Origin of the sequence: Cellulomonas wangleii, from assembly GCF_018388445.1 — a bacterium.
In the GTDB taxonomy this organism is placed as follows: domain Bacteria; phylum Actinomycetota; class Actinomycetes; order Actinomycetales; family Cellulomonadaceae; genus Cellulomonas; species Cellulomonas wangleii.
Window position 1 is genome coordinate 3,300,500 of the sequence record NZ_CP074405.1, and the last position, 16,538, is coordinate 3,317,037.

At 73.4% G+C, this 16,538-nt stretch carries 12 protein-coding genes; 5 read left to right on the forward strand and 7 right to left on the reverse strand.

What is annotated here, in order from left to right; all coding sequences use genetic code 11:
* Positions 1-24 precede the first annotated feature (24 nt).
* The 6 genes from KG103_RS15225 to KG103_RS15250 all read right to left on the reverse strand — a co-directional run bounded on the left by KG103_RS15225 (position 25) and on the right by KG103_RS15250 (position 8,277).
* A complete protein-coding gene (locus KG103_RS15225) occupies positions 25-2,058 on the reverse strand; it encodes a beta-galactosidase (protein WP_207339354.1) in 2,034 nt (677 codons plus the stop codon).
* A 7-nt stretch (positions 2,059-2,065) separates the two neighbouring features.
* Positions 2,066-2,812: a DUF624 domain-containing protein gene (locus KG103_RS15230; protein ID WP_207339355.1), complete on the reverse strand. Its 747-nt coding sequence runs from the start codon at positions 2,810-2,812 to the stop codon at positions 2,066-2,068.
* Positions 2,812-4,359 carry a GH39 family glycosyl hydrolase gene (locus tag KG103_RS15235; RefSeq protein ID WP_207339356.1) on the reverse strand — a complete coding sequence of 516 codons (1,548 nt, stop codon included), beginning with the start codon at positions 4,357-4,359 and terminating at the stop codon, positions 2,812-2,814. Before KG103_RS15235 ends, KG103_RS15230 begins: the two co-directional genes overlap by 1 nt.
* 184 nt (positions 4,360-4,543) lie before the next feature.
* Positions 4,544-6,205, reverse strand: coding sequence for an ABC transporter substrate-binding protein (locus KG103_RS15240; protein ID WP_207339357.1), 1,662 nt, complete (start codon positions 6,203-6,205; stop codon positions 4,544-4,546).
* A gap of 105 nt (positions 6,206-6,310) precedes the next feature.
* Positions 6,311-7,237: a carbohydrate ABC transporter permease gene (locus KG103_RS15245; protein WP_249670623.1), complete on the reverse strand. Its 927-nt coding sequence runs from the start codon at positions 7,235-7,237 to the stop codon at positions 6,311-6,313.
* Positions 7,234-8,277, reverse strand: coding sequence for an ABC transporter permease (locus tag KG103_RS15250; protein ID WP_242635206.1), 1,044 nt, complete (start codon positions 8,275-8,277; stop codon positions 7,234-7,236). Before KG103_RS15250 ends, KG103_RS15245 begins: the two co-directional genes overlap by 4 nt.
* Positions 8,278-8,657: 380 nt before the next feature.
* Between KG103_RS15250 and KG103_RS15255 the strand changes: the two genes are divergently transcribed.
* The gene (locus tag KG103_RS15255) at positions 8,658-9,692 is read left to right on the forward strand and encodes a LacI family DNA-binding transcriptional regulator (protein ID WP_207339359.1); all 1,035 of its coding nucleotides are present in this window, start codon (positions 8,658-8,660) and stop codon (positions 9,690-9,692) included.
* Positions 9,693-9,701: 9 nt separating this feature from the next.
* Here the strand turns inward: KG103_RS15255 and KG103_RS15260 are convergent, their stop codons facing one another.
* Positions 9,702-12,209, reverse strand: coding sequence for a glycoside hydrolase family 95 protein (locus KG103_RS15260; protein ID WP_207339360.1), 2,508 nt, complete (start codon positions 12,207-12,209; stop codon positions 9,702-9,704).
* 78 nt (positions 12,210-12,287) lie between these two features.
* Between KG103_RS15260 and KG103_RS15265 the strand changes: the two genes are divergently transcribed.
* The 4 genes from KG103_RS15265 (at position 12,288) to KG103_RS15280 (ending at position 16,514) form a co-directional block, all read left to right on the forward strand.
* A complete protein-coding gene (locus KG103_RS15265) occupies positions 12,288-12,749 on the forward strand; it encodes a tRNA (cytidine(34)-2'-O)-methyltransferase (protein ID WP_207339361.1) in 462 nt (153 codons plus the stop codon).
* 39 nt (positions 12,750-12,788) lie between these two features.
* Positions 12,789-14,612 carry a gamma-glutamyltransferase family protein gene (locus KG103_RS15270; RefSeq protein ID WP_207339362.1) on the forward strand — a complete coding sequence of 608 codons (1,824 nt, stop codon included), beginning with the start codon at positions 12,789-12,791 and terminating at the stop codon, positions 14,610-14,612.
* 214 nt (positions 14,613-14,826) lie between these two features.
* A complete protein-coding gene (locus tag KG103_RS15275; protein ID WP_207339363.1) occupies positions 14,827-15,705 on the forward strand; it encodes an amidohydrolase family protein in 879 nt (292 codons plus the stop codon).
* 89 nt (positions 15,706-15,794) lie between these two features.
* Positions 15,795-16,514: a FadR/GntR family transcriptional regulator gene (locus KG103_RS15280; protein WP_207339364.1), complete on the forward strand. Its 720-nt coding sequence runs from the start codon at positions 15,795-15,797 to the stop codon at positions 16,512-16,514.
* The last annotated feature ends 24 nt before the right edge of the window (positions 16,515-16,538 follow it).

The following is a 16,538-nucleotide window of genomic DNA, read 5'->3' on the forward strand; positions in this document are numbered from 1 at the left end:
CCGGGCGACGCCCGCGCGGTGTGCTCAGCCGCGCAGGACCAGGACCTCGGCCGGGGCCAGGGTCAGGTCGTCGCCCACCCGCACGACCCGCCCGGTCAGCAGGTCCTCCCCCGCCACCTGCGCGGTCACCGTCACCGGCGCGTCGCCGTGGTGCAGCACGAACGTGGACGTGGTCCCGTCGGGTGCGACCCGGCGTGCGACCTCGACGCCCACGTCGTCCGCGTGCGGGCCGACCAGCCCGTGCCCGGTGAGCACGTGCCGCAGCACCCGCGCCAGGCCGGCGTCGTCCAGGCCCGTCGCGACGTGCCACGCGGAGCCGGCGCCCCGCCGGGCGCGCGTGACGGCCGCCCGGCCCGCGTAGAAGTCGGCGCCGTACGTGCCGACGACCTCGGTGCCCTCGTCGGGGACGAGCAGCTCGAACACGAGCGTCGCGTCGTGCGTCGTCGCGACCCCGTCGAGCTCGAGCGTCACCGGGTTCGCCGCACCCGGCACGCCCGAGTCCGTCTCCTCCACCCGCGTGCCGAGCAGCGGGTCGAGGGGCGGCACGCCGCAGTACGCGTTGTCGTCCTCGTCGACGCGGCCGCCGTAGAACGTCGTCACCAGCGAGCCGCCGCCCTCGACGTGCGCGGTCAGGCGCTCGACGACGTCGCCCTTGAGCAGGTGCAGCAGCGGCGCGACGACCACGTCGTACGGTGCGAGGTCCGCGGTCACCGGGACCACGTCCACCTCGGCGTTCAGGGACCACAGGGCGCGGTGGTGCTGCAGCAGCGTCTGCAGGTAGGAGACGTGGCGGTTGTACCCGTCGGTCATCTCGACCGCCCACCACGAGTCCCAGTCGAGCAGCAGCGCGACGCGGGCCGGCGTGCGGGCGCCCAGCAGGGCGTCCCCGGTGCGCGCCAGGCCCGCACCGAGCTCCGCGGCCTCCCGGAACACCCGCGTGTCCGTGCGCCCGGAGTGGTCGATCAGCGCGCCGTGGTACTTCTCGCACGCGCCCTTCGACTGCCGCATCTGGAAGTACAGGGTGGCGTCCGCACCGTGCGCGACCGACTGCCACGTCCACAGGCCCAGCACGCCCGGCCGCTTGACCGGGTTGACGTCCCGCGACGCCGTGGTCGACGGCGTCTGCTCCATGACCCAGAACGGCTGGCCGCCCTTCAGCCCGCGCATGGCCGCGTGGGTGGCCGCCATGCGGGCCGCCGTCCGCAGCGGGTCGTCCGGCAGCGGCGGGTAGTTGTCCCAGGACACGAAGTCGAGGTCGTCGGCCCACCGGTGGTAGTCGAGGGGCTGGAAGAACCCCATGAGGTTGGTCGTGACGGGCAGGGCGCTGCGCTCCCGGATCGCCGCCTTCTCGTCCGAGTACCCCTCGCGCAGGCGGTCGGACATGTAGCGCCGGTAGTCGAGCGTGATGCCCTGGAACGCCGTGTGGTTCGGCCCGCGCCAGTGCTCGGAGAGCATCGACGGCGGCACGACCTCGTCCCAGTCACCGAAGACGTGGGACCAGAACAGCGTGTTCCACGCCCCGTTGAGCCGCTCCAGCGTGCCGTACCGCGCCCGCAGCCACTCGCGGAACCCGGCCGCGCACAGGTCGCAGTAGCAGGCGCCGCCGTACTCGTTGCCGACGTGCCACGCGACCACCGCGGGGTGGTCCCCGTACCGCTCGGCCAGCCGATCGGCCATCGCCACGGACAGCCGCCGGAAGTCCGGCGACGACGGGCAGTGGTTGTGCCGCTGCCCGTAGACGTGCCGGCGCCCCTCGAGATCCACCCGGCAGGCGTCCGGGTACGCGCGGGCGAGCCACGGCGGCATCGCGCCGCTCGGCGTCGCGAGCACGACGTCACGGCCCTGCGCGTGCGCCCGCTCGACGATCGCGTCGAGCCGCGAGAAGTCGTACACCCCCTCCGCCGGCTCGGTGTGCGCCCACGCGAACACCCCGACCGTCAGGGTCGTGACGTGCGCGAGGTCGAACGCCGCGTAGTCGTCGTCCCACACCTCCGTGGGCCACTGCTCCGGGTTGTAGTCGCCGCCGTAGCGGATGTGGTCACCGGCAGGGAGGGACACGGGCACCTCAGGGGGACGGGTCGGGATCGGCGGACGGGGCCGCCGCGGACGGCTCGGGATCGGCGGACGGGTCGGCGGTGAAGCGGGCCACGGCGTCGCGCACGACCGGCTCGGTGGTGGTGACCACCGCGAACGCGAGGGGCCCGGCCAGCATCACCAGCACCCAGTCGGACGTGAACAGGACGATGCCCACGGCCAGCACCACGAGGGACAGCACCCCGAGCGTCACCAGCGGCTTGGCCGCCAGGTAGTACGTGGACAGGCGGGCCACGTCCCGCGTGCGCAGGCTCAGGTGCGACGACAGCGCCAGGGCCGTCACCGCCCACATGAGCAGCGCCACGGACAGCACCACGAGCACGATGCCGTAGCCGCCGGGCACGCCGGCCGTGTCGAGGTGCGCGAGCGAGAAGGCGATCACGGCCAGCGCCGCGAGCACCGGCACCCACCACCGCAGCACGTCGAGCGCGTTGAGACGGTAGCCCCGCCAGAAGTGCCGGGCGGGCGCCAGGTCGCGCTCCTCGATGAACCGGCGCCACGCGAACATGGCCGCCGCGAGCGCGGGACCCATGGGGACCAGCAGCAGGGCGACGACCCACACGTTGGAGGCGTCCCCCGTGAGGAAGGGGACGAGCACCAGCGGCACGCCGCCGACGACGACCGTCAGGGCGCTGATCACCAGCACCCACATCACGACGGCGGCGCCGCGGGACAGCGGGCCGGCGCCGACCTCGTCCAGGTCGTCGCGGCGGGACATCACGCCCGCCCCCGCTCGTGCGCGGCGACCAGGCGGTCGTCCGACGCGCCCAGCAGGCGGCGGTCGTCCAGACCCTCGTGGTGCGTCGGGGACACGGGCGTGAGCTCGACGAACGTGATCTCGTGGCGTCCCAGGACGAGGTCGAGGTCGACGCGCCCGTCCGCGCCACGGGCCAGGTCGTGCTCGACGGCGGGGCGGGCGCACGCGCGCAGCACGTCCAGCTCGCGGGCCGTCGGGGACGTCGGGCGACCCATCTCGCGCCACGCGGCGAACGCGTTGCCGTCGTGCTCGTTGACGCGCTCGCGCAGCACGAACGCGGCGTCGCCGCGCACCGGCAGCGACAGCTCGACGCGGTGCTCGGCGGGCGTGTCGGCGGCGTCGGTGCCGCCCACGGGCTGCCAGGCCAGCACGGTGACGCGGCCGTCGGGGTCGGCGCAGACCAGGTGGTCCGCACCGCGCGACAGCACGTCGCGCCCCATGCGCGCCATGAACGTGTAGAGGTGGTAGGTCGGCTTGGCGACCTGCCGGTGGGTGAGCATGCCGAACCCGCCGTGGAAGAACGACGTGGGGACGTTCGCCTCCTCGAAGACGTCGCAGAACGTCCAGTACGAGAAGGAGTCGACGACGTCGCCGCCGCCCGCCAGCACGGGGGCCAGGTACGCGGCGTTGTACGCGGTGTCGTGGATCGGGTTGTCCGGGCGGTACGAGGTGTTGAACTCCGTGATGTGCACGGGCAGACCGGCCAGCTTCGTGCCCTCCAGGTACCGGCGCGGCGCGTCGAACTGGTCGAGCAGGTCCTGCGGCTCCACGAGCGTCTGGTAGACGCCGAACGGGATCCGCTGCACGGGCCCCGAGGCGTACGCGTGCCGGCTGACGAAGTCGATCGGCACGTCGCGCCGCGTCACGAAGTCGGTGAACGGCGCCCACCACTCGTCGTCGGAGCCGCCGCAGATGGCCGGGCCGCCGACCTGCAGGTCCGCGTCGATGTCCTTGATCGCGCGCGCCGTCTCCTCGTAGAGGCGGAAGTACGCCTCCTGGTCGGCGTCCTTCCAGAACACGGTGAGGTTGGGCTCGTTCCACACCTCGATCGGCCAGCGGCGCACCTCCTCGATGCCGTACCGGTGGATCTGGTGGCGCACGAACGCCCGCACCAGCGCGGTCCACTCGTCGTGGTCGCGCGGCGGCGTCACGTTGCCCTTCCACCAGAACACCGTCTGGTCGCCCGACGCGAGCTGCGACGGCATGAAGCCCAGCTCGAGGAACGGCCGGATCCCGACCGACAGGAAGAAGTCGTGCACCTGGTCGACGTACGTGAAGGCGTACCGGCTGTGGGTGCGGCCGTCGACCTCGTCGGTCCGCAGCACACCCATGTCGTCCGACAGCACGCCGTGGCCGCGGATGTGGTGGAACCCGACCTCGCGCTGCACCTGGGCCAGCGAGTCGCGGTAGTCGGACCGCAGGGCGAGGTTCATGCGGCCGGTGCCGACGCACGCGCGCCAGGCGTCGGGCAGCGGGCCGGTGGGCTGGGCGGGGACGACGGTACGCACGGGTGCGACCTCCAGGCGACGGTGGCAGGGGGTTCGACGTCCGCCGCGGCGGACGGGGACAACCCTCGCACGTGGCGGTACGTGTCAGGAGAGACGGTGCAGGGGTCGCACCGGGCGGCCTCCGCCGCCCGGCAGCGGAAGGGCCCGGCCCTCGTCGCCAGGACGAGGACCGGGCCCGCTCCTGTCAGCCGTTCGCGTCGGCGAAGCGCTGCTGCGCGCCGTTCACGACGTCCAGGTACTGCTGGACGTTCTTGCCCTCGAGCTCGGCGACGTACGCGTCCCACTCGTCGAACGAGCGCTGGCCGAGGATGAAGGCGGCGGTGTTCTGCCAGACGTGGTCCTTGAGGGCCGTCGTCCACAGCGACACCTGCTCGCGCTCGAGCTCGTCGAGCGGGGCCGGCGGCGCCACCGGCGCGAGCTCCTTGTCGGACATCGACTCGACGAACTCCACGACCTCGGGCCGCAGCATCGACTGGTCGAGCTCGTCGGAGGAGCCGTGCTCGAGCATCCACACACCGTTGTGGTAGCCGTAGTCGACGTTGAGGAACTTCGGCGCACCGGGGTTCAGACCGTTCTGGTCGATCTCCGGCATGAGGGTGCGCTTGCCGTCGGCGTCCTTGGTGTAGGTCTCGCCCTCGACGCCCCACTTGGCGAACTCGAGGCCCTCGTCGGAGTAGAACAGCCAGTCGAGGAACTGGAGCATCGCGAGGAAGTCGTCCTCCTCGGCCACCGACGACGAGAGCATGACGCCGCTGACGAGGCGCCCGCCCGCGACGATGTCACCGGCCGGACCGCCCGGGACCCGGATCATCGCGACCTCACCGGCGGTGCCGGTCTCGGTCATCGCGGTGCGGATCTTCAGGATCTCCTGGTCGTTCGTCAGCTGCGCGAACGTCTGGCCCGACGCGATCTTGGTGAGGGCCTGGTCGTCCTCCTGGATCAGGCTCTCGGGGTCCATGAGGCCGTCCGCGACGAGGCCGTTGAAGTACTCGAGCAGCTCGCGGTACTCGTCCATGGCGCCGGTGTAGACGAACTCCTCGGCGTCCTCGTCCCACCACACGCCCTCGCCGTAGCCCCAGCCCGCAGCGGTGCCGAAGTTCGGGGCGGCGACGTTGAGGGTCGCCTCGAGCGGGCCGTTGGCCGACCAGCGGTCGGACAGCGGGTACTTGTCGGGGTAGGCGGCCTTGACCTTGGCCAGGTCGGCGGCGAAGTCCTCGTAGGTCTCCGGCGCCAGGCTGAGGCCGAGCTGCTCCCACACGTCCTTGCGGACCGCGTAGGTGTAGGACGGCCGGACCGACTCACGCAGACCGGGCAGCACGTAGTACTTGCCGTCCTCCTGGCGCATGCGGTCGATCTCGGCCTGCAGGTCCCACTTCTCGACCTTGTCGAGGAAGTTCGGCATGTACTCGACGTAGTCGCTGACCGGCAGGATCGCCCCGCCCGCGACGAACGCCGACTCCTGGCCGGGGTACGTCACCGAGATGATGTCCGGTGCGTTGCCGGCGCCGATGGCGATCGACTGCGCCTGCTGCCAGTCCGACAGCGGGGCGGTCTGGATCTCGAACTCGACGTTCTGGTTCTCCTTGAGCTTGGTCAGGATGTCCCAGTCGTCCTTGAGCGGGTAGTTCGGGTGGTCGCGGTACATCAGCCCGAAGCTCACCGGCTCGGTGGCCTTGAACGTCGTGCCGACCTCGTAGTCCTCCATGGCACCGACCTGCCCGAGGTCGCTCACCTCGGGCGTCTGCGCCGTCTCCTCGTCCGTGCCACCCGAGCAGGCCGCCAGGGCCAGCGCGAGGGTCGCGGCGGTCGCGGCGAGCGCGAGGGGCCGCTTCTTCGTCGTCCTCATCATTCTCCTTCGGGTGGAACGTCGTCGTCCTGATCCGGGGAAGTGCACCGCAGCCCGGGGGGCAGCGGGGGTATGGGGGTCCGGCGGCTCACCGCGTGCCGGGCCTCACTGCTTGACGGAGCCGAGCATCACGCCCGACACGAAGTACCTCTGCACGAACGGGTAGAGGCACACGATCGGCAGGACGGTGAGCAGCATCGTCACCGCCTTGACGTTGGCCGCGATCTGCGTGGCCTCGGCCGATCCGGCGGCACCGTCGACGCTCGTCGCACCGGCGATGAGGTTGCGCAGGTAGACCGTCACCGGGTAGAGGTCGCGGTGGTCCATGTAGAGGAACGCGGCGAACCACGAGTTCCAGAAGGAGACCGCGTAGAACAGGATCATCGTGGCGATGACCGCCTTGCTCAGCGGCAGCACGATCCGCCAGAGCTTGCCGTAGGTGCTCAGGCCGTCGATCTCGGCGGCTTCCTCCAGCTCGGTCGAGAAGTTCTCGAAGAACGACTTCATCACGAGCAGGTTGAACACGCTGATGGCGTTCGGCAGCGCGATCGCCCACACGGTGTTGCGCAGTCCCAGCTCGTTCACCAGGACGTAGTTGGGGATCAGGCCGCCATTGAAGAACATGGTGAACACGGCGATGCCGATGAACACCTTGCGGCCCTTGAGGTGGTACTTCGAGATCGCGTACGCGAACGTCGTCGTCAGCACCATCGCCACGAGCGTGGCGACCACCGTGTAGTACACGGTGTTCTGGTAGTTGCGCCAGAACATCGCGTCGCCCATGACGAGCTGGAAGGTCGTGAAGTTGAAGCCCTTGGGCCACAGGTTGACCTGGCCGGCGTTGATGTACGACTCGGAGCTGAACGCCTGCGCGATGAGGTTGATGAACGGGTACAGCGTGACCCCGGCGATGATCACCAGCAGCGTGCCGTTGATGATGCGGAACGCCGTGTAGGCGCGGGTGTCCTTGACGGCGCGGACTGTCGACTGCGACAGCCGCTCGTCGAGGTGCGTGACGTTCTCGGCGGTCACCACAGGGACGCTCCCACCACTCGACGCGAGATCGCGTTGGCCGACAGGACGAGGGTGAGGCCGATGATCGCCTCGAACAGGCCGATGGCCGTGGCGTACGAGAACTGGCTCGAGCCGATGCCGACCCGGTACAGGTACGTCGCGATGACGTCGGCCGTCGGGTACAGCAGGGGGTTGTACAGCAGCAGGATCTTCTCGAACCCGACCGCCATGAACGACCCGATGTTGAGGATGAGCAGCACGACCATCGTGGGGCGGATGCCGGGCAGCGTGACGTGCCACGTCTGGCGCCAGCGGTTGGCCCCGTCGATCCGGGCGGCCTCGTAGAGCTGCGGGTCGACCGTGGACAGCGCGGCGAGGTAGAGGATCGTGCCCCAGCCGACTGTCTGCCAGATCTCCGAGCCGACGTAGATGGTGCGGAACCACTCCGCCAGCTGCATGAAGGGGACGGCCTCACCACCGAACGTGGTGACGATCTGGTTGATGGTCCCGCGCATCGCCGTGAGCTGGAACACCAGGCCGGCGACGATGACGACCGACATGAAGTGCGGCAGGTACGAGATGGTCTGGATCAGCCGCTTGAAGCGCCGCGAGCGCAGCTCGTTGAGCATGAGCGCCAGCACGATCGGCAGCGGGAAGATGATGACCAGGCTCAGCACGCCCAGGACGAGGGTGTTCTGGAAGACGTTCCAGAACGTGGGGTCGTTGATGAACATCCGCACGTAGTGCAGACCGACCCACTCCTCGCCGAAGATCGAGCCGCCGGGCCGGAACCGCCGGAACGCGATGACGTTCCCGAACATCGGCAGGTAGCGGAAGATCAGGAAGAAGACCAGCGGCAGGACCAGCAGCGAGTAGAGCTGCCAGTCGCGGCGCAGCGCGCGCCGCCAGGTCCTGTGCCCGGCACGACGTCGGCGGGCTGCCCGGCCGCCGGGCCCCGAGGGGCCGGCGGTGGCGGAGTGCGCCGCAGCGGCTGCCGTCGGGTCCTGGAGCGCCGCCTGGGGAGCGCCCCCGGCGACGGTCACACCGTCCGTGGACATGGCTTCACCACCCTTCGGGTGAGAGGAACGCCCCGAGGGCGGTCCGGAGGTGACGGCCATGGCCGTGCGGCGACGGACCGGGCGGAGCCGGGTGCACGTCCTGCTGCTGCGCCTGCATCGATCTCCACGCCCTCGTGGCCGAAAATGTGTCGACGGACGATCCCGTCGCCGTGTGGCCGCCACGTTAGGCAAACGTTTGCGGTGCGTCAACCCGCGTGACCGAACCGAGACCCGGCAGCGTGCGTCCCGGCCGCCGACGCACATCTCGGACAGACCCCTGCGGCCGGTGCTACCGTCGCTCTCGAAACTTGCGAACCCGTCCCGGGTGCGCCGCGCCGGCACCCGGCCGACGCGAGGGGGCCCCGGTCAGAGGAGAGCACGTGACCACGTCCAGCGACGGCGGTCGGAACGTCACCATCGCGGAGATCGCGGCGCTCGCCGGGGTGTCGGTCCCGACGGTGTCGAAGGTGCTCAACGGGCGCGCCGACGTCGCCGCCGGCACCCGCACCCGCGTCGAGGCGATCCTCGAGGAGCACAGCTACCGGCGCCGCCGCGGGCGCGGGGCGGGCGACCCCAACCTGATCGACCTGGTGTTCAACCACATCGACAACGCGTGGGCGCAGGAGGTCATCAAGGGCGTCGAGGACGCGGCCGCCGCACGGCGCGTCGGCGTGGTCCTGTCCGAGCTCGGCGGCGCGCACCGCCCGCAGCAGGAGCTCATCGACGACATCCTCGCCCGTCGGCCGCTGGGCGTGCTGCTGGTCCTGTCCAGCCTGGACGCCACGCAGCGGCACCAGCTCGAGTCCCGCTCGATCCCGTTCGTCGTGGTCGACACGTTCGGCGAGCCGCCCGCGGGCGTCCCGACCGTCGGGTCGAACAACTGGAACGGCGGGCTCATCGCCACCCGGCACCTGCTGTCCCTCGGGCACCGCCGGGTGGGCGTCATCGCCGGCCCGGCCGACGTGCTGTGCTCCCGGGCCCGCGTCGACGGGTACCGCAGCGCGCTGGAGGAGGCGGGGATCCGCCCCGACCCGTCGCTGGTCCGCTGGGGCGACTTCCACGTGACCGGTGGGTACGAGCACGGCCTCGAGCTGCTGTCGCGCGCCGACCGGCCCACCGCGATCTTCGCCGGCTCGGACTACCAGAGCCTGGGCGTCATGCGGGCGGTGCGCGAGCTGGGCCTGTCGATCCCCGAGGACGTCTCCGTCGTCGGGTACGACGACATCCCGCTCGCGCAGTGGCTCGGCCCGTCCCTGACCACGGTGCGCCAGCCGCTGCGGGAGATGGCCGGGACAGCGACCGAGATGGTCCTCAGCCTGGCCGCCGGCCAGCGGCCCGCGAACCTGCGGATCGACCTGGCGACCGAGCTCGTCGTGCGCGAGTCCACCGCACCGGCCCCCGCCGGCACGGTGTAGACCCGGGCCTCACTCCCCCACGACGACGACCGGCACCCCCGGTCGCAGCGTCACGTGGCGCCGCGCGTCACCCTCGCGCACGTCGACCACTCCGGGGCGGTCCGCCGTGAGGACCGCTCGCACCACCCGACCGTCGCGCCACCGCAGGTCGGCGAGCCGCAGACCCCCGCGCAGCCGCAGCCCCTGCACCCGACCGGTGGGCCACACCGCGGGCAGCGCCGGCAGCAGGTGCACCTCGCGCACACCGTCCGCACCGCGGTGGTGCGCCTGCACCAGCGCCTCGGCCACGCCGGCGGTGAACCCGAGGTTCCCGTCGATCTGGAACGGCGGGTGCGCACACAGCAACGAGCGGTACACCCCGCCGCGCCGACCACCGTCGGGAGGGTCGCCGAGGCCCTCCCCTCGGTCCGCGTCGACGGGGTGCAGGAAGGCGTCGACGAGCGTCGCGACGCCCGCGGGGTCCCGCAGCCGCGCCCGCAGCGCCAGCCGCCACGCGAGCGACCACCCCGTCGAGTCCGGGCCGCGCGCGTCCAGCGTGCGCGTCGCGGCGGCCGCCAGCCCCGGTGCGGTGTCCGGGTCGAGCGACGTGCCGGGGAACACCCGGTACAGGTGCGACTGGTGACGGTGGCCCGGCTCGGCGTCCGCGACGTCCGTGTGCCACTCGGCCAGACGCCCGTCCGCCCCCACCCGCTCGGTGGGCAGCCGGTCCAGCGCACCGTCGACGTCCGCGCGCAGGTCCTCGTCGCGGTCGCCCACGACCGGCGCCAGGCGTCGCACGTGCTCCAGCAGGTCCCGGACGATCGCCAGGTCGGCCGTGGTCGACACCGACACCGACGCGGGCCGCCCGTCGGGCAGGAGGTAGAGGTTCTCCGGGCTGGTGGCCGGCGACGTGCCGAGCGTGCCGTCGGGCAGCTCCACCAGCAGGTCGAGCACCGCGCGGGCCGCGCCACGCACCACGGGCCAGTGTCGGCGCAGCGCGTCGACGTCACCGGTCCAGTCGTGGTGGTCGACCACGTGCCGCGCGAGCCACGCCCCGCCCAGCGGCCAGGACGACCAGCTCGCCGAGTCCTGGCCGCGGCCGGTAGGCCCCGTGAAGCACCAGGGGTCGCTGTTGTGGTGGGCCACCCAGCCGCCCACGTCGTACAGCGTGCGGGCCGTGCCCGCGCCCGCGACGGCCAGCCGGTCCAACCAGCCCAGCAGCGGCTCGTGGCACTCCGCGAGGTCGCCGACCAGGGTGGGCCAGTAGTTCATCTCCGTGTTGATGTTGATCGTGTAGTTCGAGCTCCACGGCGGGCGCACCCGGTCGTTCCAGATGCCCTGCAGGTTCAGCGGCAGGGTGCCGGGACGGGAGCCCGCGACCGTCAGGTAGCGACCGTGCTGGAACGCGAGCACCGCCAGGTGCGGGTCCGCCTCGCCCCGTGCGTGCCGCACCAGCCGCGCGTCCAGCGGCAGGTCCGGCACGGGGACGTCGGTCAGCTCGAGGTGGACGCGCCCCATCAGCGCGGCGTGGTCGGCGACGTGCCGCGCCGCGATCCCCTCGACGTCGGCGAGCGCCCGTCCCAGCGACGCGAGCGCGTCGGCCGTCACGCGCGGGCGGTCGCCGTGCAGCGTGCCGGTGGCGGTGTCGTGGTCGGAGGCCGTGGTGAGCAGCACCCGCACGCGGCGGGCCCCGCGCACCTCGACGACATCGTCGACCACGCGCGCGGACGCCCCGGGGCCGTCCACGAGCACGGCGAGCGCGACGGCCGCGTGCACCGCCGGGCCGCCGTACCGGACCGGGTCGGGCGCCTGCACCCAGTCGGGCAGCACGTGCGCGGGCATGTCGACGGTGGCCACGACCACGGCCGCCCGGGGGTCCGGCGCGGTGCCGTCGCCGGGTGCGGGGTCGGAGCCGGGTGCGGGCGGCGTCGCGGGTGCCGTGGCCCACGGGTGCGGCGTGGTCAGACGCACCTGCGCGTCGGCGGCCGGGCCGGTGCGCTCCAGCAGCAGCGCGCCGTCCGGGTGGCTCACCAGCACGTCCTGCCGCCACGCGGCGCCCGCGCCGGACCGCCAGCCCGTCGTGACGACCCCGGTGCCGAGGTCCAGCGTCCGCCGGTACCCCGTGCCGCCTGCGGCCTCGGGCTGGTCCAGCAGCACGTCGACCAGCGGCTGGTACGCCTGCACCCAGCCGCTCTGGAGCCGCGCGAGCTCCGCCTCCGCCGCGAGCGGGTCGCCCGCGGCCAGCAGCTCGCGCGCCCGCCGGACCACCTCCGGTGCACCGCCGGCCGGCAGGGGCCCGACCGGCTGCGGCGGTCCGTCCAGCGGCGCGCCGGACCAGCACGCGTCGTCGTTCACGTGCAGGCGCTCGTGGTCGGTACCGCCGCGGACCATGGCCCCGAGCCGCCCGTTGCCCACCGGGAAGGCGTCGGTCCAGGTGCCCGCCGGGGCGTCGAGCCGCAGGACGAGACCGGGTGCGTCGGTCGCGCTCCCCGTCGTCGTCCCGTCCGCCGTGCCGTCCGCGGTCGTGGTGTCGATCACGCCCACACCCAACCACCCCCGCCGCGAGCCCCTTCGTCCCCGCGCGGGGCGTGTCGCCCGGGGTGGCAGGATCGAGCGGTGCACGTCGCCTTCCACGAACCGCGGATCCCCGGCAACACCGGCAACGCCATCCGCATGTGCGCGGGCACCGGGGCGACCCTCCACCTCGTCGAGCCGCTCGGCTTCGAGCTGTCGGAGGCCCGGCTGCGCCGTGCCGGCCTCGACTACCACGACCTCGCCCACGTCGTCGTGCACCCCGACCTCGAGGCGCTGCTGGCGGCGCTGCCCGGCTCCCGCGTGCTGGCGTTCACCACCGGCGCCACCCGCCGGTACACCGACGTGGACTGGCGCGACGACGACGTCCTGCTGTTCGGGCCGGAGCCCACGGGCCTGTCCGCCGCCGTCCTGGACCACCCGCGCGTGACCGACCGGGTGCGGATCCCGATGCTGCCGGGCCGCCGGTCGATGAACCTGTCGAACGCGGCGGCGGTCGCCACGTACGAGGCGTGGCGCGTGCTGGGCTTCCCCGGCGGCGAGTGAGACCCGCGCGCCGTCGGGACCCCGTGGCACCCTGACCGCATGATCACGACCCGCCCCGTCCTCACCGGCACGTTCGGCATGGTCGCCTCGACGCACTGGCTGGCGAGCGCCGTGGGCATGCGGGTGCTGGAGGCGGGGGGCAACGCGTTCGACGCGGCGGCGGCCGCCGGGTTCACGCTGTCCGTCGTCGAGCCGCACCTCAACGGCCCCGGCGGCGACGCCCCGGTCATCGGCCACCGCGCGGCGGACGGCCGCACGTTCGTGGTGTGCGGGCAGGGGGTGGTGCCCGCGGGGGCCACGACCGCGGCGTACCGGGACCTGGGCGTCACCGAGGTCCCGGGCACCGGGCACCTCGCGGCGGTCGTCCCCGGCGCCTTCGGGGCCTGGCTCGACCTGCTGGCGCGCTACGGCACCCTGCCCCTGGCCGACGTGCTCGGTCCGGCGGTCGGGTACGCCCGCGACGGGTACCCGCTGGTGCCGGCGGCGGCGCGCACCATCGCGACGGTCGCGGAGATGTTCCGCACGCACTGGCCGAGCAGCGCCGAGGTGTACCTGCCCGGCGGGGCCGTCCCGGCCGCGGGCGCACGGTTCGCCAACCCGCAGCTCGCGGGCACGTTCGAGCGGCTGCTGGCCGAGGCGGCCGCTGCGGGTGCGGACCGCGAGGCGCAGATCGAGGCAGCGCGCCGCGCGTTCTACGAGGGGTTCGTCGCGCAGGCCGTGGACGCGTTCGTCACCGGCACCCCGGTCATGGACGCGACGGGCCGCGCGCACACCGGGTTCCTGCGGGCCGACGACCTGGCCGCGTGGCACGCCACCGAGGAGCCGACCGTCGCGGTGCCGTTCGCAGGCGTGGAGGTCCACAAGACGGGGCCGTGGGGCCAAGGGCCCGTGCTGCTGCAGCAGCTGCGGGTGCTCGAGGCGCTGGGCGTGGCCGACCTGGTCCGCGACGCCGTGGCCCGGGTCGACGTGCCCGGGCCGACGGCCGACCTGGTGCACGTGGTGGTGGAGGTGGCCAAGCTCGCCATGGCCGACCGCGACGCCTGGTACGGCGACAGCGCCCCGGTGCCCCTGGCCACCCTGCTGTCGCCCGCGTACGCGGCCGAGCGCGCGCGGCTGGTGGGACCGGTCGCCGACGGCGGGTTCCGGCCCGGCAGCCCGGACGGCCGCGCCCCGCGGCTCGCGGCTGCGCTGGTCGCCGCACGGGCGGCGGCGGACGCCGGTGCGGCGCCCCGGCTCGACGTCGGGCTCGGCGAGCCGACCGTCTCGCCGATCGGCCTCAGCCCGGGCGACACGTGCCACGTCGACGTGGTGGACCGGTGGGGCAACCGGGTGTCGGCCACGCCGTCCGGCGGGTGGCTGCAGTCGAGCCCGGTGGTGCCCGGCCTGGGGTTCTCGCTGCCGACGCGTGCGCAGATGTGCTGGGTCGAGGACGGGCTGCCCGCGAGCCTGCTGCCCGGCCGCCGGCCGCGGACGACCCTGAGCCCGGGACTCGTGCTCGGCGACGGCCACGGCTTCGCGTTCGGGACGCCCGGCGGGGACCAGCAGGACCAGTGGACGGTGCCGTTCCTGCTGCGCCACCTGCTCGGCGGGCTGGACCTGCAGGCCGCGATCGACGCGCCCACCTGGCACTCGTCGCACGTGCACCAGTCGTTCCACCCCCGGTCGCACACCCCGCGGGGCCTGGTGGCGGAGCAGCGCCTGGGGGCGGACGTCCGCACGGCGCTGGCCGCGCGGGGGCACGCGGTGCAGGAGGCGGCGCCGTGGTCACTCGGTCGGCTCAGTGCGGCCGGCGTGGGTCCCGACGGTCTGCTGCGCGCGGCGGCGGACCCGCGGGGGCAGCAGGGGTACGCCGCAGGGCGATGACTGGGGCGCGTCGAATGCTGTGACACGCAGCCTCCAGCGCTGTGACCTGGGCAGTCACGGCATCCGGGCGACCCCGGCCGCCGTGTGAACGTTCAACATCGCGCCCCGGCAGACATTGGATGTCTGACGCAGTCACAGGCTTTATTATGAGGGTTCTATGAGGGATTGACCGCTGCGACGATTCAGACATCGGAGCACAGCTACCGTCGACGACATGCCCTACGACGTCGTGGATGCGCATCTGCAGGTGTGGGACCCGGAGTCGGTCCATTACCCGTGGATGTCGCAGGACCCCTCCCTCCTGCATCGCACCTACCGAGTCCGTGACGTCGGCGGAGCCCTGGACGAGCACCACGTGGACGGCGTGGTGCTCGTCCAGTCCGCCGACAACCGTGCGGACAGCGAGCACCTGCTGTTCCAGGCGCTGTGCTCGCCGCACGTGCTCGGCGTGGTCGCGTGGGTGCCCCTCGACGCGCCGGACGAGGCCGCCACCCAGCTCGACCACTGGCGCGTCGAGCCCGTCGTGGGCATCAGCCACCACGTCGACCGCGAGCAGGACCCGCAGTGGCTCCTGCGCGACGGCGTCGACGACGGGCTGACCCTGCTGACCGAGCGGCGCCTCGTCCTCGACCTGCCCGCCACCACCCCCGAGCTGCTGCGGCACGTCGCCACCGTCGCCGACCGGCACCCCAAGCTGACGATCGTCCTCGACCACCTCGGCGCCCCGCCCCTCGCCGCGCGCCGCGCCGGTGACACCACCGCGTGGCAGCACTGGACCGCCGCGCTCGAGGTGGCCGCCGAGGCACCGAACGTCGTCGCCAAGCTGGCCGGCCTCGGCCGCGCCGCGGGCCCCGGCTGGACCGTGGACGACGTGCGCCCGGCGGTCGACCACGCGCTCGACGTGCTCGGCCCGGACCGCCTCATGGCCGGCAGCGACTGGCCGACGTCGCTCGACGCCCACGGGTCCTGGCACGAGGTCTGGGGTGGTCTGCGCGCCACGCTCGACGGCCTCGACGACGCCGCGGTCGACCGCGTCATGGGGCGCACCGCGGTCGAGACGTACGGCATCCCGCCGCTCGTCCCCGAGCGCTGAGACACCCGCGTCGCACCGACCACCCCACCGACCGAGCCCACCGACAGCCCCGACCGACCGCCGCAGCGGACGACGACGGAGACGAGCACGTGTCACGCACCCAGGACGTCGTCGAGGACGTCCAGCGCCTGATCCTGGACGGCGTCCTGCGCCCCGGTGACCGGCTCCCGGCCGAGAAGGAGCTCGCGGCCGAGCTGGGGGTCTCCCGCGGGTCGCTGCGCGAGGGCGTGCGCGCCCTCGTCGTCCTGGGGATCCTCGAGGCGCGGCACGGGGACGGCACGTACGTCACCGACCTCGACGCGGCAACGCTGCTCGCGCCGCTGGCCTTCCTCGCCGACCTGCCCGGCGACCAGGGCCCGCTGCACGCCGTGCGCGCCACCCTCGAGACCGAGGCCGCCGGCCTGGCGGCGCTGCACATGACCGACGCGCACCTCGCCAGGGCCCGCGCCGCCCTGGACGACACGGCCCGCGCGCTGGTCGCCACGCGCGCCGACCCCGCCCGCCTGGCGGCCGCGGACCTCGCCTTCCACCGCGCGGTCGCCGACGGGTCCGGCAACACCGTCCTGTCCGCGCTGCTCGCCGCGCTCGCCGGCGGCCACGCGCGGCGGCGCGTCTGGGACGAGCTGCACGACCTGGCCGGGGACCGCACGTTCGAGGACCACGACGCGATCCTCGCGGCCGTCGCCGCACGCGACCCGGACCGCGCGCGCCTGCGGATGGCGATGCACATGGTGATGGTGGAGGACCTGCTCGCGACCGCCAGCGGTGACGGGCCCGCCCCTCGCCGGCGCGCGGCCACCACGGCCTGAGCCCCGCGGCGCGAGCGGGGACCC